Consider the following 22,868-nt stretch of genomic DNA (forward strand, 5'->3'; position numbering starts at 1 on the left):
CGGCGGCCCGCCGGCGGGGCCTGATCAGGCCTCGCCGAGCGGGACGTAGCGGTAGCCCGGTCCGTCGGCGCGCTCGTACACCGGCTCGTCGACCTGCCACGACTCGCTCTGCAGGGTCCGCTTGAGCACCTTGCTGGTCGGCGTGCGCGGCAGCGCGCTCGTGATCCGCACGTACTTCGGCGCCCACTTGGTACCCAGATCCGGTTGGGCGGCGAGGAACTCGCCGAACGCCTGCGGATCGAAGCGATGGCCGCCACGCAGTTCCACCGCGAGCATCACCTGGTCGCCGACCTTCACATCCGGAACCGCGTACACGGCAACGTGATCGAACGCCGGGAAGCGCGCCAACAGGCGTTCGACCGGCGCGGCGGCGAAGTTCTCGCCGTCGACGCGCAGCCGGTCGCTGGTGCGGCCGGCGAAGAACCAGTAGCCGTCGGCGTCCCGGTACGCGAGGTCGCCGGACCAGAACCACCCGTGGCGGATCCGTTCCGCATCGGCCTCGGGGTTCTTGTAGTAACCCTCGAACTGACTCGCGTTGCGGGTGTTCACGATCTCGCCGATCGCATCGTCGGCGTTGAGCAGCCGACCCTGCTCGTCGAACCGCGCCGGCGGGCACTCCTGCAGGGTCTCCGGGTCCACCACGATGGTGCCCTCGTCGGCGAGGCCGAGTGAGCCGACGGGCATTTCGGGCACGCGATTGATGCGCATGCCACCCTCGCTCGTCCCGTACGAGTCGATGACCGTGCAGCCGAAACGGCGCGCGAAGGTGGCGATGTCACCCTCGTTGGCCTCGTTGCCGAACGCGATGCGCAGCGGATTGTCGGCGTCGTCGGGCTTCTCCTCGGTGGTGAGGATGTAGCTCAGCGGCTTGCCGACGTAGTTGAAGAACGTGACGTTGTGGCTGCGCACGTCGTCGAGCCACTGCGAGGCGGAGAACTTGCGCCGCAACGCGATACACCCGCCGGCGCTCAACGCCGGTGCGATTCCCGCCATGATGGCGTTGGAGTGGAACATCGGCATCACGACGTAGAACACGTCGTCGGAGGTCAGCCCGCGGCGCTCCTGCTGCTGGCGGGCGATCGTGCCGAGCCGGCCCTGGGTGCAGACGACCGCCTTCGGGGCCGCGGTCGTGCCCGAGGTGAACACCAGCGAGAACACCGTCGACGGATCGACCGCCGCGGCGTCGAAGGCCACCGGTGCGGCATCACCGAGCAGACCGGCGAACTCTGGCTCGTCGGCCACCAGCAGGTGCCGGCAGTTCAGCTCGAGGCCCTCGAGCAGGCCCTTGTGGGTGCGGTCGGTGACGATCAGCTGGCAGTCGGTGAAGTTGATGTCCCGGGCGAGCGACTCGCCGCGGCGGGTGGGGTTGATGCCCACCACCGTCGCGCCGGACAGGCCGGCGGCGAGCAGCCAGAACAGGTTCTCCGGGGTGTTCTCGAGCAGCAGCCCGATGTGCCACGGTCCGTCCTCGCGCAGCGAAGACGCCAGCGATGCACGCCGGGTCGCCTCGGCGACCACCTCACGCCACGACCACGACCGTCCCTCGAAGACCAGCGCCTGGTTGTCGTCGTCGGTGCGGGCAGCGACCAGTTGCGCGACCGTCACCCGCGTCGGGGCCTGCTGATCTGCCACGGTGTTCATGGTGCTCGTACCTGTCGTCGATGTCATCGGACCGCCGTCTCTGCCGCTTCGGGATGGGTGGCCAGGAATCGTGCCGGGAACTCGCCGCCGCCGTGGACCGCAAGGTCCGCGCCGTTGATGTAGGCGGCCAGGCCGCTGCACAGGAACACGCAGGCCTTGGCCACGTCTGCGGGCACCGCCATCCGCTTCATCGGAATGATCTGTGAGACGGCCACGCCGCCGTCGTCCCCGTAGACGGCGGCGGCCGCCTCGGTCCGGATCAGGCCGGTGGTGATGTGGTTGAGCCGCACCTTGGGGGCCCACTCGAGTGCGAGCGCCTTGGTGAGCATCAACAGGCCGGCCTTTGCGGCCGAGTAGGCGGCGGTGCCGGGCTGGGGGTCGTGCGCGGAGACGCTGCCGATGTTGACGATCACGCCGCCGTCCGGCTGGTTCTGCATGACCTTGTTGGCGGCCTGGGCGACATAGAACGGTGCGAGCAGGTTCAGGGAGACGATCTTGTCGACGAACCGGGTCGAGACCGTGGCCGCGTCCGCATCGGGTGAACCGCCGGCGTTGTTGATCACCGCGTCGAGGCGACCGAACTGTTCCGCGGTGGCCGAGACCAGTTCCTGGACCTGTGCGGCGTCGCGCAGATCGACCGCGCGGAACTCCGCGACCCGGCCGTTCGCGGAGGGAAGCACCTCGGGAGCGGAGCGGGCGCACACGAGCACGCGCGCGCCGGCCGCCAGCAGATGCTCGGCGATGGCGAAGCCGATCCCCTTCGTGCCGCCGGTGACCAGGGCGGTGCGACCGCTGAGATCGATCGAACTGGGCTGGGACATGACCCTCGCTTCCGGGGTAGACCGAACGTCGGGCGCGGGGCGTCGTCGGTGGACGCGCAGCCCGCGCAGTCCTTGACCCTACCAAGCGATTGCTCGGGCCACTAGGATGTAACCGTGCAGGTCCCGATCATCGGGACCGGTTCGTCCGGGATGGTGCCGGCCCGCGATCCTCGCTGGTTGAGCATCGGTGGCGCAGCAACAGTTGGGAGACGGCAAGGCATGGGCACACTCGACGGAAAGATCGCACTGATCACCGGCGCCGGCCAGGGGGTCGGGCAGGGCATCGCCTTCGCCCTCGCGAAGGAGGGCGCCGCGATCGCGGTGGTCGGCCGCACCGAGTCCAAACTGGTCGACACCTGCGAGGCCATCGCGGGCTTCGGATCCCGTGCGGTCCCGATCACCTGTGACGTCTCCGACGGCGACCAGATCACCGCCGCCGTCGCGGCGACCGTCGAGCAGCTCGGCGGAGTGGACATCCTGGTCAACAATGCGAACCAGAATGCGCTCGGCGCGCTGCTCGACATCGACCCGCACCGGATGGAGAAGGTGTTCGCCACCGGACCGGTCGCGACGTTGCGGTTGATGCAGGCCTGCCACCCGCACATGAAGGCGCGCGGCGGTGGCGCGATCGTCAACATGATCTCGTCGGCGGCGGTGCGCTGGGACACCAGCGGATACGGCGTGTACGCGGCGGCCAAGGAGGCCATGCGCTCGCTCACCCGCACGGCGGCCAGTGAGTGGGGCGTCGACGCCATCCGGGTCAACGCGGTTGCGCCGCATGCGCTCTCGCCGGGGCTCAAGTGGTGGACCGAGACCAACCCGGAAGAGGCCGCCGAGTTCGTCAAGACGATCCCGCTGGGCCGGATCGGTGACTGCGAACAGGACATCGGCCGTGCGGTCGCATTCCTGGTCGGCCCCGACGCGCGCTACCTCACCGGCGCGGTCATGCCGCTCGACGGCGGCCAGGCGCGGTGGTGCTGACAGCGTTCCGGTGAACGGGACGGCATTGGTGTGACCCAGCTCTCGTGCCGTGAAATGCATTCTCATCGAATGTGTTTCACGTCACGAGAGGCTGGGTAGTCGATGTCGGTTTCGCTGTCCCCGAACGACGGCGCCCCGGGCGGGGTCGCCGCTACCACCGGTGGTGCGCCGGGTGCACGCCCCACGCGGTACTGGATCGGGATCCTCGCGATCCTGCTGCTGCTGACCGAGCAGGCGGCGATGGCGTTCGCGCTGTTCACGCCCGCCCTGCCGAAGATCGCGGAGAAGTACCAGACCACCCAGGTGGTCTGGGTGATGACGGCCCTGACGCTGGCGGCCGCCGTGTCCTCGCCGCTGCTCGGCAAGCTCGCCGACATTCACGGCAAGAAGCGGATGATCGTGGTGACCGCGGTGATCTCGTCGGCCGGCGGTCTCATCTCCGCTCTCGCGCCGACGTTCCCGATCCTCATCGCCGGGCGGTTCCTGTCCGGCGTCGGGTTCGCCTTCACCGCGCTCGGCTACACGCTGATTCGCGACATCTTCCCCGAACGCCTGCAACCGATCTCGATCAGCCTGGCCAACACCGGTGTCGGCGTCATCACCGTCATCGCGCCGCTGGCCACCGGCGTGCTGATCGATCACGTCGGGGTCTCCGCGGTGTTCTGGTTCTCCTTCGGGCTGAGCGCCCTCGGCGGGTTGCTCGCGCTGGCCTTCGTGCCGGAGACGCCTGTGCGGGCGCGTACCAAGGTGGACTGGCCGGGCGCGGTGCTGCTCACGCTCGGCCTGTTCCTGCTGATGCTGGGCCTGTCGCAGGGGTCGCACTGGCACTGGATCAGCGTCCGGACCGTCGGTTGCTTCGTGATCGCCGTGGCCGCCATCGTCGGCTGGGTGCTGTGGGAGCGCGCCGTCGCGGAGCCGCTGATCGAGGTGCGGATGCTCGCGAGCCGCAAACTGGGACTGACGCTGCTGGCCGGTGGCATCGCCTACGGCGCGACGACGCTGATCTCGAGCCTGCTGCCGATGCTCATGCAGACCCCGAGCGAGGCCGCCTCCTACGGCTTCGGTCTGTCGGTGACCGACATGGCCTGGTGGATGCTGCCCGGCGGCGTCGGCATCGTCGCCGCAGGATTCTTCGTGGGCGCGACCGCCCGCAGCATCGGCTTCCGGCGCCACCTGATGCTCGGCGCGTTCCTGATCGGATTCGGTGCGATCATCCTGGCGACCGTGCCGGGTTCGGCCTGGCTGGTGATCGCGGCGTGGGCGGTGGTCGGCTTCGGGTGCATGGTGTACGCCGCCGTCCCGAACCTTGTGCTGCAGGCGCTGCCGCCGCATCAGCGCGCCGTCGGATCGAACTTCACCGGCATGGCCCAGGCGCTGTCGGGCAGCCTGCTCTCCACGATCGGCTTCGCGGTCCTCGCGCAGAACGTGCTGCAGGTGGGCTCCCACGGCGTCGTCTACTCCGCCCACGGGTTCACGGTGGCGTTCGCCATCGCCGCGGCGGCCGGACTGGTCGGTGCGGTGATCGCCACCGCGCTACCGCGGTCCCGGGACTGACGGTGCGCGGGCACCGCCCGTAACTGGGGGGGTCGCGGGGGCGGATGTGGGCTCCGTCCCGGCGGCTCCGTCGGTCGTCGAGCAGCCGACTGCGCCGCCGTCCTTGCGCTCCCTGCCATCGGGGCAGCCGAGGTCTTCGGTACCGCCGGCGGACGTGACTGCCGCCGGTGTCGGTATCGAGCGCCACGGCGACTTCGATCTGGTTCTGTTCACACTGACCGGTGAGTGAAGCGTGTTCTGGCAGGTGAAGCCGGACGCACAAGCGATCCCGCACGGTGGTGGGGCGCCGGTGAACGTCGGTGGCGCGGGACTGCTCCACGTTGATGCCGTGGGGACGTCTCCGTCGACGAGTAGCGGAGCGCGCCAGTACTCCGGACCGGACGACCTGACGATGTCCGGCGTCCAGCCGGTCGTGGCGGTGCATTTCACCGGGAGCGTGGATCAGATCACCCAGGCTTTCGTCGGTACGGCGGCATCTCGGCGTCATCGAGGATGGCGGGGTGCCGCCGCCGAGCGTCGGTGCGGTGATGACGCTGCCTCTGCGTTTCATCGACGACACCCTGAATCGCTGACAAGCTACATCGGTAGACCTCGCGGGCTGGGGTGCGGCATTCGCGGCGGCTCGCCGTGGCCGGCGCCTTTCCCGAACGGCTGCTGACCTGTGCCGATGACTCGGAGTGCTGCCGAATCTCGACATACTAGGACTTCCTACTATATTCTCGGTCGTGTGACGGGGGTCTCCGTATCGGCTCCCGGAGGACGCTCACGGCGCGACGGGCGCCGGTTCTTTGCAGATGACCAGAGGAAAGCAGGCTCCACGATGGTTCAGGAGTTGACCCATTTCATCGGCGGCGCGCGCGTGGCCGGTACCAGCGGCGAGTTCGCGGACGTGTACAACCCGAGCACCGGCCGGGTGCAGGCCCGGGTGCCGCTCGCGAGCAAGGATGAGACCGCGCAGGTGATCGCGAATGCCGCTGCCGCGCAGAAGGAGTGGGCGTCGTGGAATCCGCAGCGGCGCGCACGGGTGCTGATGCGGTTCATCGCGTTGGCGCAGGACGACATGGAGACCCTCGCGGCGATGCTGTCCGCGGAGCACGGCAAGACCATCGCCGACTCGCGCGGCGACGTGCAGCGCGGCCTGGAGGTCATCGAGTTCTCGGTGGGCATCCCGCACCTGCTCAAGGGCGAGTACACCGAGGGCGCCGGCACCGGGATCGACGTTTACTCGGTGCGTCAGCCGCTCGGGGTGGTCGCGGGGATCACCCCGTTCAACTTCCCGGCGATGATCCCGCTGTGGAAGGCCGGACCGGCGCTGGCCTGCGGAAACGCCTTCATCCTCAAGCCCTCCGAGCGGGATCCCTCGGTGCCGCTGCGGCTGGCCGAACTGTTCATCGAGGCGGGGTTGCCGGCCGGGGTGTTCAACGTCGTCAACGGCGGCAAGGACACCGTCGACGCGCTGCTGGAGGACCCGCGGGTGCGTGCGCTCGGCTTCGTCGGCTCCTCCGACATCGCCGAGTACATCTACAGCGGCGCGGCGGCGCACGGCAAGCGCGCCCAGTGCTTCGGCGGCGCGAAGAACCACATGATCATCATGCCGGACGCCGACCTCGACCAGGCGGCGGACGCGCTGGTCGGCGCCGCGTACGGCTCAGCAGGCGAGCGCTGCATGGCGCTGTCGGTGGCGGTCCCGGTCGGTGAGCAGACCGCGGACCGGTTGCGCGAGAAGCTGATCGAGCGGATCGGCAAGCTGAAGATCGGCGCCTCGGACGCACCTGGCGTCGACTACGGACCCCTGGTCAGCGCCGATGCGGTCGAGCGGGTGCGCAAGTACATCCAGATCGGTGTCGACGAGGGCGCCGAGCTCGTGCTCGACGGCCGCGAGATCACCGTCCCCGGGCACGAAGACGGGTTCTTCCTCGGCAGCACGCTGTTCGACCGCGTCACGTCGGAGATGAAGATCTACCTCGACGAGATCTTCGGGCCGGTGCTGACGATCGTGCGGGCCAAGGACTACGAGGAGGCGCTGCGCCTGCCGAGTGAGCACGAGTACGGCAACGGCGTGTCGATCTTCACCCGCGACGGCGACACCGCTCGCGATTTCAGCAGCCGGGTCGACACCGGCATGGTCGGGGTCAACGTGCCGATCCCGGTTCCGGTGGCGTACCACACGTTTGGTGGGTGGAAGCGGTCCGGATTCGGCGACCTGAACCAGCACGGCCCGGACTCGATCCGCTTCTACACCAAGACCAAGACCATCACGCAGCGGTGGCCGTCCGGCTTCAAGGAAGACGCCGACCACTTCGTGCTGCCGACGATGGACTGAGCGCGTCATGTTCGTGCTGACCGACGACGAGCGCGCCATCGTCGACACCGCGCGCGACTTCGCCGACGAGTTCCTCGCGCCGAATGCGGTGGAATGGGACCGGACCGAACACTTCCCGGTGGACGTGCTGCGCCGGGCCGCCGGGCTCGGGATGGGCGGGATCTACGTCGCCGAGGACGTGGGCGGGTCCGGGCTGAGCCGGCTCGACGCGGTGCGGGTCTTCGAGCAGCTCTCGACCGGGTGCCCGACGATCGCCGCGTACGTGTCGATCCACAACATGGTCGCGTGGATGGTCGACCGATACGGGACGGCCGAACAGCGCAAACTGTGGCTGCCCGGGCTGTGCTCGATGGAGCACCTCGGGAGTTATTGCCTGACCGAACCCGGTGTCGGCTCGGACGCGGCGGCATTGAGCACCAAGGCGGTTCGCGACGGCGACGGCTACGTGCTCGACGGGGTCAAGCAGTTCATCTCCGGCGCCGGCACCTCCGACGTCTACCTGGTCATGGCCCGCACGGGCGGTCCGGGGCCGAAGGGCATCTCGGCGTTCCTCGTCCCGAAGGACGCGCCTGGCCTGTCCTTCGGCGCCGACGAACACAAGATGGGCTGGCACGCTCAGCCGACCCGGCAGGTGATCATGGACGGCGTGCGGGTGCCGGCCGAGAACCTGCTCGGAGGTGTCGAGGGCGCCGGGTTCTCGATCGCGATGAACGGGCTCAACGGCGGGCGGATCAACATCGCGGCCTGTTCGCTCGGCGGGGCGCAGTCGGCCTTCGACCGGACTGTCGAATACCTGGGACAGCGCCGGGCTTTCGGTGCGGCACTGATCGATTCGCCGGTGCTGCAGGCGGATCTGGCGGACATGGCCACGGCGCTCGAGGCGTCGCGCACGCTGCTGTGGCGGGCCGCTGCGGCGCTCGAGGCGGACGCGCCCGACAAGGTGCGACTGTGCGCGATGGCCAAACGCTTCGTCACCGACGCGGGTTTCGAGGTGGCCGACAAGGCGCTGCAACTGCACGGCGGTTACGGCTACCTCACGGAGTACGGCATCGAGAAGATCGTGCGGGATCTGCGTGTGCACCAGATCCTGGAGGGCACCAACGAGATCATGCGCGTGATCATCGCGCGCACCGTGACGGAACCGAAAGCAGGTTTGGCATGAGCGAGGCAGGGGGCGACCCCGGCGGCAAGGTACTGATCGAGAAGGTCGGACGGCTGGGCAGGATTACGCTCAACCGGCCCAAGCTGATCAACGCCCTCGACCACGAGATGGTCCGGCGCATCGACGCCGCACTGCTCGAGTGGGCCGACGACCCGCAGGTACAGACGGTGCTGGTCACCGGCGCGGGGGAGCGCGGGCTGTGCGCCGGTGGCGACATCGTCGCGATCCACCGTGACGCCCGCGCGATCCAGTCCGGGGGCGACGGTCGCGGATCGCTCGACTTCTGGCGGGACGAGTACATCCTGAACGCGCGCATCGCGAACTACGAGAAGCCGTATGTGGCGTTCATGGACGGCATCGTGCTCGGCGGCGGCGTCGGCATCTCCGCCCACGGCAGCCACCGCGTCGTCACCGAGCGGTCGTCGATCGGCATGCCCGAGGTCGGTATCGGCTTCGTGCCCGACGTCGGCGGCACCTACCTGCTCGCACGCACGCCCGGTGCGATCGGGGTGCACGCCGCGCTGACCACCGAGCGGCTCGGTCCCGGGGATGCGGTCGCCGCCGGGTTCGCCGACCACTTCGTGCCGAGCGGCCGACTCGCCGAATTGGCTGCGGTGCTGGAGGATCAGCCGGCGGACGAGGCGATCGCCCGGTTCGCGCAGCCGGCGCCCGCCTCGGAGCGGATGGCGCAGCGCGCCTGGATCGATCGTTGCTTCGGCGCCAACACCGTCGAGGACATCCTCGAATGGCTGGCCAGCGAGACCGATCCGGCGGCGGCGAAGGCGGTCGAGCAGATCCGCGGGAAGTCCCCGACGGCGCTGAAGGTGACGTTGCGTTCCATCCAGGAGGCGGAGCGACTGGACCTGCTCGAGGAGGTTCTCGACGTCGAGTACCGCGTCTCGAGCGCGTGCCTGCGCTCGGCAGACCTGGCCGAGGGCATCCGCGCGCAGGTCATCGACAAGGACCGCACTCCGCAGTGGTCGCCGGCGCGGCTCGAAGAGGTGACCGTGCATCAGGTCGCGGAGTTCTTCGCGCCGTTGGGCGACGAGGAACTGGGGCTGAGTTGATGATGTTTCCGCTGCAACGACGACGGACAAGGACAGTGAGATGAGCACGATCGCATTCATCGGTCTCGGACACATGGGCGGCCCGATGGCCGCGAACCTGGTGCAGGCGGGCCATCGGGTGATCGGCTTCGACCTGGTGCCGGCGGCACTGGAGCAGGCCCGCATCGATGGACTGGAACTCGCCGACTCGGCCGGGCAGGCCGCGGCCGCGGCTGACGTGGTGATCACCATGCTGCCCAACGGCAAGCTGGTACTGGACGTCTACGGCGAAGTCCTGCAGGCGGCGCGGCCGGGGACGCTGTTCATCGACAGTTCGACCATCGACGTCGCCGACGCGAAGGCTGCGGCCGAACTGGCCGCGTCGGCCGGGCATCGTGCGCTCGATGCACCCGTGTCCGGCGGTGTGGCCGGGGCGAGCGCCGGCACGCTGGCGTTCATGGTCGGAGGCGGCGACGAGGACTTCGAGGCGGCTCGCCCGCTGCTGGAGATCATGGGCGCCAAGGTGGTTCACTGCGGTGGCGCCGGGGTCGGTCAGGCCGCGAAGATCTGCAACAACATGGTGCTGGGCATCTCGATGATCGCGGTCAGCGAGGCGTTCGTGCTCGGCGAGAAGCTCGGGCTGTCGCACCAGGCGTTCTTCGACGTCGCGTCCAACGCCTCCGCGCAGTGCTGGTCGCTGACGTCGTACTGCCCGGTGCCCGGTCCGGTGCCGACGAGCCCGGCGAACAACGACTACGAGCCGGGCTTCGCCACCGCGCTGATGCGCAAGGACCTCGGGCTGGCGGCGAACGCGCTGCGGGTGAACGGGATCGACGGCCGGCTCGGCCTGCTCGCCGCGCAGATTTACGAACAGTTCGGCGAGCAGCACGCCGACCGTGACTTTTCCGCCATCGTCACCGACATCCGCCACCGATCCGAGGAGAACCAGCAGTGACCGACTACCAGACGATCAAGGTCGAGCGACGCGACCGGGTCGCGATCGTGACGCTCAACAGGCCGGAGGCGCTCAACGCACTGAACCTGACGGTGATGCAGGAGACGGTCGCGGCCACCACCGAACTCGACCGCGACCCGTCGGTCGGCGCGATCGTCATCACCGGATCGGCCAAGGCGTTCGCCGCCGGTGCCGACATCAAGGAGATGGCGCCGAAGAGCTACATGGACGTCTACCTGGACGACTGGTTCGCCGCGTGGGACAGGTTGGCGCAGTTGCGCACCCCGACCATCGCGGCGGTGTCCGGGTACGCGCTCGGCGGCGGCTGCGAGCTCGCGATGATCTGCGACATCCTCATCGCGTCGGACACCGCGAAGTTCGGCCAGCCGGAGATCAAGCTGGGTGTGATCCCGGGCATCGGCGGCTCGCAGCGGCTGACCCGGGCGGTAGGCAAGGCCAAGGCCATGGACCTGTGCCTGACCGGGCGGAACATGGACGCCGCCGAGGCCGAACGCGCGGGCCTGGTCTCGCGGGTGGTGGCCGCGGATCAGTTGCTGGACACGGCGATCGAGGTCGCGCAAACGGTCGCTGGCATGTCGCTGCCGATCGCGATGATGGCCAAGGAAGCGGTCGGGCGTGCCTTCGAGACTACCCTGGCCGAGGGGATCCGGTTCGAACGCCGGCTGTTCCACTCGACCTTCGCCACCGACGACCAGAAAGAGGGCATGGCCGCCTTCGTTGAGAAGCGGCCCGCGACCTTCACGCACCGCTGACGGCCACGCCGCCCCGGGGGCCGTTCCCTCGGGGCGGTACCGGTCGGGCTATGCCGGGTCCCAGTCGGCGCGCAGGCGGCGCTTGTCCACCTTGCCGAGCGCGGTCAGCGGCAACCGGTCGGCGAACACGACCCGCTTCGGGGCCTGCAGGCTGCCCTTGACCCCGCGTACGTGCCCGGCCAGCTCGTCGGCGGATGCCGTCGCCCCCGGCTTGAGAACAACGGTCGCGGTGACGGATTCGCCCCAGCGTGGATCCGGGGTGCCGTAGACCGCGGCGGTCGCGACCGCCGGGTGGGTGCTCAGGGCGTCCTCCACGCCGCGCGAGTACACATTGAACCCGCCGGAGACGATCATGTCCTTCTTGCGGTCGACGATGTGCAGGTAGCCGCGGTCGTCGGCGCGGGCGATGTCGCCGGTGTGCAGCCAGCCGTCGGCGAACACCCGGGCGGTCAGGTCGGGCTGATTGCGGTAGGCCTCCATTGCGGTGGCCCCGCGAACACACAGTTCGCCGGGCTCGCCCGGGGGCACCGGGACGCCGTCGTCGTCGCGGATCGACACGCTCGCCCCGGCGACCGGGACACCACACGATCCGAGCAGGTCCGGGCGGTCCACGCGGTGATCGGCGGTGCGCAGGAACGAGATCGGATAGCACTCGGTCTGGCCGAACATCTGCGCGAACACCGGTCCGAACCGGTCGAGCCCCTCGGCCAGCCGGGTCGGCGAGATCGGCGCGGCGCCGTAGAGGATCAGCTCCAGCGAGGACAGGTCGGTGCGAGTGGCCGCCGGATGGTCGAGCAGCTGGTAGATCATCGAGGGCACGAGCAGCGTGCAGTTGAGCCGATGGCGGGCGATCGCGGTCACCACCCGATCCGGGTCGAACCCGGTCACCAGGTGGACGGTGCCGCCGCGGACCAGCGTCGGCAGGATCTTGCTGCCGCCGGCGTGACTGATCGGCGCCACCGCCAGCAGGCGCGGAGTCGCGGGCAACTCGAACTCGGCCAGCACCGTCTGCAGCAGTGCGACATTGGCGCCGTGCCGGCGTATCGCACCCTTCGGTCGCCCCGTGGTTCCGCCGGTGTAGCCGATGTTGACCACGTCTGTCGGCTCGGCGAGGTCGGTGAAGTGTCCGCCACCGCCGGATCGGGCGATCGACAACAGGTCCGGCGCGAACGAGCACGCGTCGAGCGCGTACACCGGGATGCCCAGGTCGGCGCAGCGGGAGGCGAGTTGCGCGCCACGGTCACCGAAGGTGCGCTCGTCGACGACCAGCGCGGCGGCATCGGCGTCGGTCAGCTGGAAGAGTTGATCGTCGAGGGAGCCGAGCGGGTGCAGCCAGGTCACCGCGGAACCCAGTGCGATGGCGGCGGATCCGGCACACCACAGCTGGGCACGGTTGCCGCCGAGCAGGGCGAGCGTGCGCCCGCGGCGCAGACCCACTGCATGGAGTGCGGCCTGCAGTTCGCCGATCAGCGCGAGCGCGCCGCGATACGTGAGTTCGCCGCCGTCCCAGGAGAAGGCGACCCGGTTCGGATGGCGCCGCAGCGCACGCTCGGTGAGGGTGCCGACGGTGGGTCCCGACTGGGGGTGCGGCGTCGAGCCGGTGGTCGGGTTGCCCGCTGTCATCGGAGTCGACCTTTCGGGTCATCGGTGAGCATCGCCAGGGTGTGCTGTCGCGCCTGCTCATACTCGGTCGCCGTCTGCGCGACGATGCCGGAGGCCGGCTCGACCCGCTTGACCCCGGACACCGAATGCCCGGCGCTCCAGATGTCGTGCCAACGACGCGGACCGGAAGCCTTGTCGCCGTACAGTTGCGTCGAGTCCGCGGGAGTGATCGTCTCGTCGAGCCGTTCCGGGTCGAGGCCGTTCGCGCGGATCGACGGCGCCAGGATGCTCGAGCGCAGGCCGGTGAAGGCGCGGGTGAGCACCACGTCGTCGAGGGTGCTCGCGCACAGGGCGCTGCGGTAGCCGTCCGCCGCGAGACTCTCCTGCGCGGCGATGAAGCGGGTGCCCATGTAGCCGAGGTCGAATCCGGCCACCCGCGCCGCCCACAGCGCGTGCCCGTCCGAGATGCCGCCGGCGACGACCAGTGGTCCGTCGAAGAACTCGCGCACCGCACGGACGAAGGCGAACGGGTTCTGCCAGCCGGTCTGTCCGCCCGCGCCGGCCGTCAGCAGCACCAGTCCGTCCGCCCCGGCCGCGGCCGCGCGTTCGGCATGGGCGAGCGTGCCCACGTCCGCGAACACGAGAGTGCCGTTGTCGTGCAGCGGGGTGATCACCGCGGCGGGCGAGCCGACGCTGGTGATCACCATCTCCACCCGGTGGCGGGTCAGACAGTCCAGGTGTTCCTGCAACCGCGGTTGCCGGATGATCAGGTTCGGGCAGTACGGCGCGAAGGTCGAAGAACTGTCGGCGATCTCGGCGTCGAGCCGGGTGAGCCAGTCCTCGAGGCGTTCCGTTGTTCGTGCGTTGGCGGTGGGGAACGTGCCGATCACGCCCGCACGGCAGGCCGCGAGGGTGAGGTCGAGGCCGGACACCCGCAGCATCGGTGCGGCGATCAGCGGGACGGTCAGGCGTCGCGCGATGCGTTCGGGCAGGCCGCTCATCGGGTGGCATCCAAACGGCAAGCGGTTCCGATGGGCATCGGCGGTCCTCCGATCACGTTGTGCACCATGGCGTTGGGCATGACCAGCTTTCTGCCGGGCGTGCGGTCGGTGCCGTTGACCGAACCGGTGCAGTCAAGGTACGACCCTTCGGGGCCGGTCGCAACGGATTCTCCCGAGTGTCGGGAGGGGCGGGAGTCTTTGTCTTGAGCGAAGTCCGGATTCTGTCGGTGGCCGACCGTAGTGTCGCTCACATGTTCGATTCGTTGCGGGATTCGGTGGTCGGCGCGGTGGGGTCACCGGCTGTGCTCACCGATGTGCGGCTGGTTGATGTGATGGTGGGTCTGCATCGGCTCGAGGAGGTGGTCGCGGAGCGCATGTTGGCGTTGATGTCCGCCGCCACCGGACCCGCGCCCAGAACCGCGCGGCCCGCATCCACACCGAAGGCCGAATCAACCAACAACGCATCGACAACGCCACCGCGCGAAGTGAACGCCACCTGCGAATCATGTTCGGCCGGAACAGCAATGACTCAGTGAATGGCGGTGACGGTGACGACGAATCCGATCAATCCCCGTTTTGATCGCCTGCCGCCGGCCGCAAGCTGCCTGCGGTCCGCGGTCTGCGCGGTCAGGTGGCGCTGCGTTCGTCGGCCGCGATCGCATCGATCACGGCAGCGCGGGTGGCGACCGGACCGGTGAGGTCCGCGGTGTGGACGCCCTCGTCGAGCAACTGGCGCCGCCGCGCCGGATCGTATTCTGCGGCCGGCGTGCGTAGGAACTGCTCGGCCACCGCCAGGAAGCGCTCAGGGTCGTCATGGTGGGGGAAATGTCCTGCGCCGCAGAAGATCTCGAGGTGTGATCCCGGCATCGCCGCATGCGCGAGGTAGGCATGCCGAACCGGGATGACGAGATCGTGGTCGCCCCAGACGATCTGCGTCGGGATGTCTGCCGTCAGATAGCAGCGATCGAGCATGGTCACGACCTGACCGCGCCAGTCGACCACCGCCCGAAGGGTGCGCAGGAAGGCCGCACGTGCGGTCGGGCCGGAAAACGACGACAACACGCGCACCAGATCGTCGGTGTCGTGGAACAGCGGGTAGCCGCGCAGACCGCCGAGCGCACGCCCGAGGCCGGCGAGGGCGATGTCTGCCCTGGGCAGCTGCAGCGCCGTCAACGCGTGCCCGACAGGCGGAATGGAGATCAACCGGAGTATCGGGTTGACGTCGCGGGTGACCCCGCCGGTGCTGACGAGCACGATCCGTTCCACACGATCGGGGTACTGGTAGGCGAACTGCATCGCGACCCCACCGCCGAGCGAGTGCCCGACGAGCGTGGCCCGGTCGATGCCCAGCACGTCCATGAGATCGCGCATACCGTTCGCATAGGCCGCGATCGAGTAGTCGGCGCGCGGCTTGTCGGAGCGCCCGTGACCGAGGAGATCCGGCGCCACGACGGTGTATCGCTCGGCCAGTCGGGGCAGCAATTCGCTCCAGGTGTCGGAGTTGTCGCCGATCCCGTGGACGAGCAGCAGCACCTGGTCGCCATCGCCGGCGGTGCGGAACACACGCCGATATCCGTGCACCGTCCGATGCTCGGTCCGGACGACGGGCGCGGAGAGGGCTCGCAGGGGTGCTGGGGATCGGGTGTTCATCGCATCATCTCGCTGGTCGTCGGCCACAGCGGTCGCCCAGGCTGCCGTCGGGCAGCCTCCGCCGGGGCCGGTTGTCGGCCATCTCCGTCGAGAACGCCGTCGCAGCGACGAGCACCTCCGGCGGGCTGCCGCGACGCCGACGCGGGCTGCCTCCATTGTCGACCATCCGGGTTACGGCCGTGTCAACAGAACGCAGTGATGCGTACGGAGGGCGGTTTGCGCAGCCGAGGGCTGCGGGGTAATGCTGTAGTCCGGGGATAGATACTTGTAGACCGCAATTAATTCACTCGCGTGCGGTGTCGTGTGCGACGAACCAGAAAGGCAGGTGCGCTCCGTCATGTCTGATCCATCAACAGGCGAGGTCCCGGTCGGGGCAGCCGGGCGGACGATCAGGGGAAGGGTCCACCGCGCAGACGGTGGCGGTGTCGAGCGCGCGGTGCTCACGCTGATCGATCCGACCGGTAGGCAGGTCGGGCGTGCGCACACCCGGTCCGACGGCGGGTTCGCGGTCGAGGCGCCCGAGCCGGGGACCTATGTGCTCATCGCCTCGGCCGGTCTGCAGCAGCCGCAGGCACTCTCCGTCACCGTCGGGGACCACCCGGTCGAGGTCGACGTCGAGCTCAGCGGCACCGCCAGCCTGACCGGCACGGTCCGCACGGACGGTGGTCGCGGGGTGGCAGGGGCGACGGTCACGCTCACCGACGCGCGCGGCGAGGTGGTGCGAGCGGTCGCCACGGACGAGAGCGGCGGCTACGCGGTCGCCGATTTGCCGGGCGGGGTGTACACGTTGGTGGCGGCGGGCGGCTCGTTCCGGCCGGCCGCGGCCACGGTGGCGGTGCCGGACATCGGCGCGGCGACCTGCGAGGTCGTGCTGTCGTCGGCCACCGAATTGCGGGTGCGGGTGCACTCGGCAGTGTCGACGGGGTCGGGATCGGCCGGGGCGGGTTCGACCGGGGTGGACTCGGGGACGGCGGTGCCCGGTGCCCGGATCACCGTGCTCGACGGCGCCGGTGACGTGGTCGGGGTCGCCGATGCGGACGAGGCGGGCGAGCACCGTTTCGCCGGACTGACCGCGGGGCCGCACACCGTCATCGCCTCGGGCGACCGTCCGGTGACCACCGTTCTGCGGGTGGTCGGCGGCTCGTATGTGAACCACGATGTCCGGCTCGGAGTGGAGGAGGGGCAGTGACCATGGCCCAGACGAAGGGAATCGACGCGCAGCTGCGCACCGCGGACGGATGGACGGTGCCGGATGCGGTGCTGACCGTCACCACGCTCGCGGGCGAGCAGGTGGCCAGGGTGCCGGCCGATGCGGACGGCGCCGTGTGCAGCGAGCAGTTGCCCGCAGACACCTACACGGCGATCGTGACGGCCCCCGGCTTCGACCCCGTCGCCAAGCTGGCGATCGTGCCGCCGACGGGGACGTTGGCGCTGGGCGTAGTCACGATGACCCGCGCGGCCGGCTCGGAGGTCCCGCCGCCCGGCACCTGGGCGATCGATCCGGCACACTCGACCATCGGCCTGACCGCGCGGCACCTGGGCATCGCGGTGGTGCGCGGACGGCTGACCGAATTCACCGGTCAGGTCGTGGTCGCCGACCAGGTCGAGCGGTCCGGGGTGTCGACGCAGATGCAGGTGCGCAGCCTGGACACCGGCAACGCGACCCGCGACGAACACCTCAAGTCCGCCGACTTCCTCGACATCGAGAACTTCCCGCTGATGGAGTACCGCGGCGCCGGGCTGACCGCGCTGGGCGACGGTCGATGGTCGCTGGACGGCGAGCTGACCCTGCACGGTGTCAGCAAGTCGGTCCCGCTGCAGGTGGACTACCTGGGGCAGGTCGAGGACCCCTGGGGCAACGACCGACTGGCCTTCCGGGGCGTCACGGAGCTGCGGCGCAAGGATTTCGAGATCTCGATGGACACCCGGCTGCTGTCCGGCGTGGCGCAGATCGGCAATGCCGTTCGCATCGAGATCGACATCCAGGCCGTGCGGCAGGAGTCCTGACCTGCGGTGACACCGGCGCATCCCGGTGAGACGGAAGTCACGCCGACTTCGATGCTTGTGTCATGCAATGAATACCGTACGATACTTAAATCTTCTAAATACTTGTTCGCGTTAGTGAACCCGATCCCCCGGGGAAGGAGACGGTAGTGGCCGAAACAACCACGGCTCCGGCCGCCAGACAAGAGGGTGGGACCGGCGAGAGTAAGGGCCGCAAGCACCGTTCGATCGAGGATCTCGGTCCGAACTACAAGTGGATTGCGCTGTCGAACACCACGCTCGGCATGCTCGTCGCCACCATCAACTCGTCGATCGTCCTGATCGCACTGCCCGACATCTTCAAGGGCATCAAGCTCAACCCGCTGGACTCCGGTAACACCAGTTACCTGCTGTGGATGATGATGGGCTTCCTCGTCGTCACCGCGGTGCTCGTCGTGAGCTTCGGCCGGCTCGGCGACATGTACGGCCGCGCCCGCATGTACAACATGGGCTTCGCGGTCTTCACGATCTCCTCGATATTCCTGGCCATAACGTGGTTCGACGGCCCTGGCGCGGCGATCTGGCTGATCGTGTGGCGCATCATCCAGGGCGTCGGCGGCGCGTTCCTGATGGCCAACTCGTCGGCGATCCTCACCGACGCGTTCCCCGCGAATCAGCGCGGACTTGCGCTGGGCATCAACGGTGTCGCGGCGATTGCCGGTTCGTTCATCGGTCTGCTCATCGGTGGCGTGCTCGCGCCGATCAACTGGAACCTGATCTTCCTGGTGTCGGTGCCGTTCGGCGTGCTCGGCACCATCTGGGCGTACCTGAAGCTGCACGACACCGGCGTGCGGCAGCACGCGAAGATGGACTGGTGGGGCAACATCACCTTCGCGGTCGGCCTGGTCGCCGTGCTGGTGGGCATCACGTACGGCATCCAGCCGTATGGCTCCTCGGCGATGGGCTGGGGTAGCCCGATGGTGCTGTCCTGCCTGATCGGCGGCGTCATCGTGCTGGCCGCGTTCGTCGTGATCGAGACCAAGGTTCCCAACCCGCTGTTCAACCTGGACCTGTTCAAGATCAAGGCTTTCACCTGGGGCAACGTCGCGAACCTGATGGCCTCGCTCGGACGCGGCGGCCTGCAGTTCATCCTGATCATCTGGCTGCAGGGCATCTGGTTGCCGCAGCACGGGTACGACTACACCCGCACGCCGCTGTGGGCGGGCATCTACATGGTCCCGATGACGATCGGCTTCCTCGCGACCGCGCCGGTGTCAGGCATCATCTCCGACAAGCTCGGGGCGAAGTGGTTCACCAGCACCGGCCTGCTCATCACCGCCGGCACGTTCGGACTGCTCATCGCGCTGCCGGTGAACTTCAACTACTGGGCGTTCGCGGTGATCCTGCTGCTCAACGGTGTCGGCATGGGGTTGTTCGCCTCACCGAACCGGGCCGAGGTGATGAACAGCCTGCCGGCCAACGCGCGCGGTTCGGGCGCGGGCATGATGACCACCTTCCAGAACTCCGCCATGGTGCTCTCGATCGGCCTGTTCTTCAGCCTGATGATCGCCGGCCTGAGCAGCCACCTGCCGTCGGCGATGTTCGGCGGGCTGACCGGCAACGGCGTGCCGTCGGAGATGGCCTCGCAGATCTCGCACCTGCCGGCGGTGGCGATCCTGTTCGCCGCGTTCCTCGGCTACAACCCGATCAAGGAACTCCTCGGCCCGCACCTGCAGATGCTCAGCGATTCGCAGCAGGCACACCTGACCGGTCTCGAGTTCTTCCCGCACCTGATCTCCGGGCCGTTCCAGGACGGTCTCAAGGTGGCGTTCATCTTCGCCGCCGTGGCCTGTCTGATCGGCGCCGGTGCCTCGCTGCTGACGGGCTCGAAGAAGACGGCGGCCGTCGCGGCCGCGCCGCACGAGTCGCTGGGCTCCGAGCTCGCCGGTGTCGCCGGCGAGGCCGGCTGGGGGCCGAGTGAACTCGTGGAGCCGGACATGACTCCCGAGGCAGGCGGCCGGCACGGCTCGTCGCGGGTGTCGGTGACCGGCGAGGTCACGGCGGAGGAGGGTGTCGCGGCGCCGCAGGCCGTGGTGACCGTCGCGGGTGCCGACGGCAGTCAGGTCGAACGCATCCTCGTCGAACCCGACGGCAGCTACGCGGTGCGGGGACTGCCCGCCGGGCAGTACACGCTGATCGTGTCGGCGGCCGGATACGACCCGCAGGCGGTCGGCGTGATGGTCGACGGCTCCAGCCCGGTGCGGCGGGACTTCTCGCTCGCCGGTGGCGGAGTGCTCACCGGCACGGTCCGGTCGCGCACCGGTTCGGCGCAGGCGCGGGTGGTCGTCACCGATCCGTCCGGCGTCGTGGTCGCGCAGGCCGAGACCGACCAGGCCGGCTCGTTCCGGATCGGCGGTCTGCCGCAGGGCCAGCTCGTCGTCACGGCCGCGGCCGCCGGGCACCAGCCCGAAACCCAGGTCGTGCAGGTGGAGTTGGGCACGCCGGCCGTGGTCGAGATGGTGCTGTCGACGGTCGGCGGGCTCGCCGGTGTGGTGACCACCCGGGACGGTCGATTCTTCGCGGGCGCGACGCTCACGGCACTGGACTCGTCCGGTGCTGTGGTCGCGCGGGCGGTGACCGACCAGCAGGGGCGTTACCGGATCGACGGACTGTCCGACGGTCAGTACACGGTGGTGACCACCGCGTACCAGCCGAGCGCGGTCCAGGTCGGCATCCTGGCGGGCCAGGAGAACACCGCCGACGTGGTGCTCGAGTCGGCCGGCGGACCCGAACGCGAGGTCGGCGAACTCAGCCGAGTGCATCACAGCTGATTCCTGAACGACGAAGCCTCGCAACGTAAGTACGTTGTGGGGCTTCGTCGTGTGCGGGACCGTCAGCCGGTGAAGTCGCCCGCCTCCCGGCGCAGTTCGGTGATCACGTCGACCAGCTCGGTGAGCCGGCCGGCGGGAAGTCCGGGCTTCGCGAAGACCTGCGCGTTGAGGTCGTCGGTCGCGCGCAGCGCGAGTTCACGTCCGGCGTCGGTGATCTCGACGAGGGTGGCGCGGCCGTCGCTGGGGTGGGGGACCCGCCGGACCAGGTGCGCGCGTTCGAGCCGGTCGACGGCGTTCGTGACGCTCGTCGGGTGCACCTGCAGCCGGGCGCTGGCTTTTGCCATCGGCAGCGCCCCGGTGCGGGTGAACGTGAGCAGCATCAGCATCTCGTAGCGCGCGAAGGTCAGTCCGTGCGGCTTGAGCAGTTCCTCCACCCGGCCGAGCATGATCTGTTGCGCGCGCATGATCGAGGTGACCGCGGCCATGCCGTCCGCGACATCGCCCCAACCGTGCGCGGCCCATTGCCTTTTCGCCTCGGCGATCGGATCGACCGGGAGCGGTGATGGCGGCGTCATGACTGTCGACTCTACTGAGGGACCGGACCCGCCATCACCGGATGGCGCCCGTGGGTCAGGCGGTGACCCGGGAGGCGACGCCGGCGTCGACCGGCACCACGATGCCGGTCATGTGTGCGCTCGCCTCGGCGGCGAGGAACAGCGCCACCCGGGTGATCTCCTCCGGCTCGAGCACCGGCACCGGCTGCACGTGCAGCGACTGCATGACCGGCGCGACGTCGTCCCAGGTCGGCTTCTCCAGGTCGGGGCGCATCACCGAGTAGAGCGCGTCGTTGTGCACCATCGGCGTCGAGATGTTGCCCGGTGCGATCGCGTTCACGGTGATCCCGTGCGGGGCGAGGTCCTGCGCGGCCGACTTGGTCAGGCCGATCACGCCCCACTTGGACGGGCTGTAACCGGCCTGCTGGGTGCCGCCCTGGCGGCCCATCATCGACGAGATCGTGATGCACCGGCCGTAGCCGCGCTCGATCATGCCGGGGGCGACCGCGCCGAGGGTGTTGAACACGCCGGTCAGGTTCGAGGCGATGACCTCGTTCCACGTCTCGATCGACATCGTGTCGATCGAGCCGATCACCGAGACGCCGGCGTTGGCGATCGCGATGTCGATCTTGCCGAACTCGGCGTGCGCGCGCGCCACCAGCTCGTCGACGGCGGGGCGGTCGGCGGTGTTCAGCTTCGCGGACAGGCACTTGCGCCCGGTGGCCTCGACCAGGCGGACCGTTTCGGCAAGGTCCTCCTCGGTGGCCAGCGGGTACTTGACCGCGGGGCTGTCCTCGCAGCGGTCGCAGATCACCACGTCCGCGCCGCGCTGCGCAAAGGCCACCGCATGGGTGCGGCCCTGCCCGCGGGCGCCGCCGGTGATGAAGACGACGCGGTCCCGGAAATCATTTCCGCTGTCGATGCCGGGCTGTGCGTTCTGACTGTCGGTCACTTTCGGCTCCCACCGTGTCGTTGTTCAGGTGTTCCTGGCCGAACCGTGTCGTTCGGTCCGTTCTCGATGCTATGGCGATTCGCGGCGCGGAGGAGGGGGCATTCCGGTGGGCGGTCGGATGCAGCGCGGGTGGTGAACGGCGGCGCAGGCGGAGTCCCGCGGATATGATGTGCGTCGCAGTGTGCGCGTGTCCTGCGCCACTGCATGGTGGGAAGGATCGACTGTGCGAGGTGACCAGGACGCGGTGCGTGCGGCCGTGTTGCGGATCCGGCGCGACACCGGTCTGCCGGTCGCCTTCGGCGGCACCATGGGGCGCGGCGCGCGACTGCACCTGACCGAGTTCGTCGGCGCCCGGGGCACGTCGATGCAGGGGCTGCGGGTGAGCAGCGGGGCCGGCCTCGGCGGCAAGGCGGTGGCGTTGCGTCGGCCGGTGATCGTGCACGACTACGCGACCGCCGCGGCCATCACCCACGACTACGACCACGCGGTCGTGCGCGGTGAGGGCCTCGGCGCGGTCGTCGGTGTGCCGGTCGTGGTGGGCCGGTCGGTCCGGGCCGTGCTCTACGTGGCGGCCCGGGGTGCGGCGCGGATCGGTGATCGCGCCGTCGAGGCGGCGGTCGGTCGCGCCCGGTTGCTCGAGCAGGACCTCGCCGTGCGTGAGGCGCTGGCCGAACGTGCCGCCCTCGCCGACGACACCACCGGACGGTGGACCCGCGTCGACGGCGCCCGCGCGGACCTGCTGGCGCTGGCGACGAAGGTCGCCGACCGCCGGCTCGGCGCCGAGCTGGTGACTATCGCCGACCGGTTGTCCTGCACCCCCGTCCCTGGCCCCGCACCCGGCACGGACCCGGTGCTCAGCCCTCGAGAGGTGGAGGTGCTCACCCACGTGGCGGTCGGGCGCACCAACGCGGAGATCGGCGAGCAGATGAGCGTCGGCGCCGAAACCGTCAAGAGCTACCTGCGCACGCTCATGCGCAAACTCGCGGTCGGCAACCGGATCGAGGCCGTGGTCGCCGCCCGCGCGGCGGGTCTGCTGTAG

20 protein-coding genes and 1 pseudogene are annotated in these 22,868 nt (G+C 69.4%); 14 read left to right on the forward strand and 7 right to left on the reverse strand.

Annotation, left to right across the window (positions count from 1 at the left end; all coding sequences use genetic code 11):
- Window positions 1-24 precede the first annotated feature (24 nt).
- Together G4X40_RS16285 and G4X40_RS16290 are read right to left on the reverse strand one after the other, a co-directional pair.
- A complete protein-coding gene (locus G4X40_RS16285; protein ID WP_277833940.1) occupies window positions 25-1,632 on the reverse strand; it encodes an AMP-binding protein in 1,608 nt (535 codons plus the stop codon).
- Window positions 1,633-1,664: 32 nt separating this feature from the next.
- Entirely contained in the window at window positions 1,665-2,462 is a 798-nt protein-coding gene (locus tag G4X40_RS16290) for an SDR family oxidoreductase (protein ID WP_277833941.1), read from the reverse strand.
- Between the two features lie 219 nt (window positions 2,463-2,681).
- Between G4X40_RS16290 and G4X40_RS16295 the strand changes: the two genes are divergently transcribed.
- From G4X40_RS16295 to G4X40_RS16325, 8 genes are all read left to right on the forward strand, one after another.
- Window positions 2,682-3,443, forward strand: a complete 762-nt coding sequence (locus G4X40_RS16295; RefSeq protein ID WP_277833943.1) for an SDR family NAD(P)-dependent oxidoreductase — start codon at window positions 2,682-2,684, stop codon at window positions 3,441-3,443.
- Window positions 3,444-3,545: 102 nt separating this feature from the next.
- Window positions 3,546-4,997 (forward strand): MFS transporter, encoded by a 1,452-nt coding sequence (locus G4X40_RS16300; RefSeq protein ID WP_277833945.1) that lies wholly within the window; start codon window positions 3,546-3,548, stop codon window positions 4,995-4,997.
- 244 nt (window positions 4,998-5,241) lie between these two features.
- On the forward strand, window positions 5,242-5,655 hold the full coding sequence (locus G4X40_RS22995) for an AMIN-like domain-containing (lipo)protein (protein ID WP_456299996.1): 414 nt from the start codon (window positions 5,242-5,244) through the stop codon (window positions 5,653-5,655).
- A gap of 162 nt (window positions 5,656-5,817) precedes the next feature.
- Window positions 5,818-7,320, forward strand: coding sequence for a CoA-acylating methylmalonate-semialdehyde dehydrogenase (locus G4X40_RS16305; RefSeq protein WP_277833947.1), 1,503 nt, complete (start codon window positions 5,818-5,820; stop codon window positions 7,318-7,320).
- A 7-nt stretch (window positions 7,321-7,327) separates the two neighbouring features.
- Window positions 7,328-8,482, forward strand: a complete 1,155-nt coding sequence (locus G4X40_RS16310; protein ID WP_277833948.1) for an acyl-CoA dehydrogenase family protein — start codon at window positions 7,328-7,330, stop codon at window positions 8,480-8,482.
- Window positions 8,479-9,549 (forward strand): enoyl-CoA hydratase/isomerase family protein, encoded by a 1,071-nt coding sequence (locus G4X40_RS16315; RefSeq protein ID WP_277833949.1) that lies wholly within the window; start codon window positions 8,479-8,481, stop codon window positions 9,547-9,549. The genes G4X40_RS16310 and G4X40_RS16315 overlap by 4 nt, the downstream gene beginning before the upstream one ends.
- Window positions 9,550-9,589: 40 nt before the next feature.
- Window positions 9,590-10,483 (forward strand): 3-hydroxyisobutyrate dehydrogenase, encoded by an 894-nt coding sequence (gene mmsB / locus G4X40_RS16320; RefSeq protein ID WP_277833950.1) that lies wholly within the window; start codon window positions 9,590-9,592, stop codon window positions 10,481-10,483.
- Window positions 10,480-11,256: an enoyl-CoA hydratase gene (locus tag G4X40_RS16325; RefSeq protein WP_277833952.1), complete on the forward strand. Its 777-nt coding sequence runs from the start codon at window positions 10,480-10,482 to the stop codon at window positions 11,254-11,256. Before mmsB ends, G4X40_RS16325 begins: the two co-directional genes overlap by 4 nt.
- A 48-nt stretch (window positions 11,257-11,304) precedes the next feature.
- On the opposite strand, the gene G4X40_RS16330 is transcribed toward G4X40_RS16325, so the two are convergent.
- Both G4X40_RS16330 and G4X40_RS16335 read right to left on the reverse strand, forming a co-directional pair.
- Complete coding sequence (locus G4X40_RS16330; RefSeq protein ID WP_277833954.1) at window positions 11,305-12,879, reverse strand: AMP-binding protein; 1,575 nt, start codon at window positions 12,877-12,879, stop codon at window positions 11,305-11,307.
- Window positions 12,876-13,859: an NAD(P)H-dependent flavin oxidoreductase gene (locus tag G4X40_RS16335; protein ID WP_277833956.1), complete on the reverse strand. Its 984-nt coding sequence runs from the start codon at window positions 13,857-13,859 to the stop codon at window positions 12,876-12,878. The genes G4X40_RS16330 and G4X40_RS16335 overlap by 4 nt, the downstream gene beginning before the upstream one ends.
- Window positions 13,860-14,110: 251 nt before the next feature.
- On the opposite strand from G4X40_RS16335, the gene G4X40_RS16340 reads away from it, so the two are divergent.
- The gene (locus G4X40_RS16340; RefSeq protein WP_277833958.1) at window positions 14,111-14,395 is read left to right on the forward strand and encodes a hypothetical protein; all 285 of its coding nucleotides are present in this window, start codon (window positions 14,111-14,113) and stop codon (window positions 14,393-14,395) included.
- Between the two features lie 91 nt (window positions 14,396-14,486).
- On the opposite strand, the gene G4X40_RS16345 is transcribed toward G4X40_RS16340, so the two are convergent.
- Window positions 14,487-15,509 (reverse strand): alpha/beta fold hydrolase, encoded by a 1,023-nt coding sequence (locus G4X40_RS16345; RefSeq protein WP_277833960.1) that lies wholly within the window; start codon window positions 15,507-15,509, stop codon window positions 14,487-14,489.
- Window positions 15,510-15,846: 337 nt separating this feature from the next.
- Here G4X40_RS16345 and G4X40_RS16350 point away from each other — a divergent pair, with 337 nt between their 5' ends.
- From G4X40_RS16350 to G4X40_RS16365, 4 genes and pseudogenes are all read left to right on the forward strand, one after another.
- Window positions 15,847-16,698, forward strand: coding sequence for an MSCRAMM family protein (locus G4X40_RS16350; protein WP_277833962.1), 852 nt, complete (start codon window positions 15,847-15,849; stop codon window positions 16,696-16,698).
- A 2-nt stretch (window positions 16,699-16,700) separates the two neighbouring features.
- Window positions 16,701-17,516, forward strand: a complete 816-nt coding sequence (locus G4X40_RS16355) for a YceI family protein (RefSeq protein WP_277833964.1) — start codon at window positions 16,701-16,703, stop codon at window positions 17,514-17,516.
- Window positions 17,517-17,740: 224 nt separating this feature from the next.
- Window positions 17,741-19,483 (forward strand): annotated as a pseudogene (locus tag G4X40_RS16360) (MFS transporter); the annotation flags it as partial.
- Between the two features lie 6 nt (window positions 19,484-19,489).
- A complete protein-coding gene (locus G4X40_RS16365) occupies window positions 19,490-20,323 on the forward strand; it encodes an MSCRAMM family protein (RefSeq protein WP_277834178.1) in 834 nt (277 codons plus the stop codon).
- Between the two features lie 62 nt (window positions 20,324-20,385).
- On the opposite strand, the gene G4X40_RS16370 is transcribed toward G4X40_RS16365, so the two are convergent.
- Window positions 20,386-20,898: a MarR family winged helix-turn-helix transcriptional regulator gene (locus G4X40_RS16370; RefSeq protein WP_277833966.1), complete on the reverse strand. Its 513-nt coding sequence runs from the start codon at window positions 20,896-20,898 to the stop codon at window positions 20,386-20,388.
- A 55-nt stretch (window positions 20,899-20,953) separates the two neighbouring features.
- On the reverse strand, window positions 20,954-21,829 hold the full coding sequence (locus G4X40_RS16375) for a mycofactocin-coupled SDR family oxidoreductase (RefSeq protein WP_408642226.1): 876 nt from the start codon (window positions 21,827-21,829) through the stop codon (window positions 20,954-20,956).
- Between the two features lie 223 nt (window positions 21,830-22,052).
- Between G4X40_RS16375 and G4X40_RS16380 the strand changes: the two genes are divergently transcribed.
- Window positions 22,053-22,868, forward strand: a complete 816-nt coding sequence (locus tag G4X40_RS16380; RefSeq protein ID WP_277833968.1) for a helix-turn-helix transcriptional regulator — start codon at window positions 22,053-22,055, stop codon at window positions 22,866-22,868.

Source organism: Speluncibacter jeojiensis (assembly GCF_029589495.1).
In the GTDB taxonomy this organism is placed as follows: Bacteria; Actinomycetota; Actinomycetes; order Mycobacteriales; family Mycobacteriaceae; genus Speluncibacter; species Speluncibacter jeojiensis.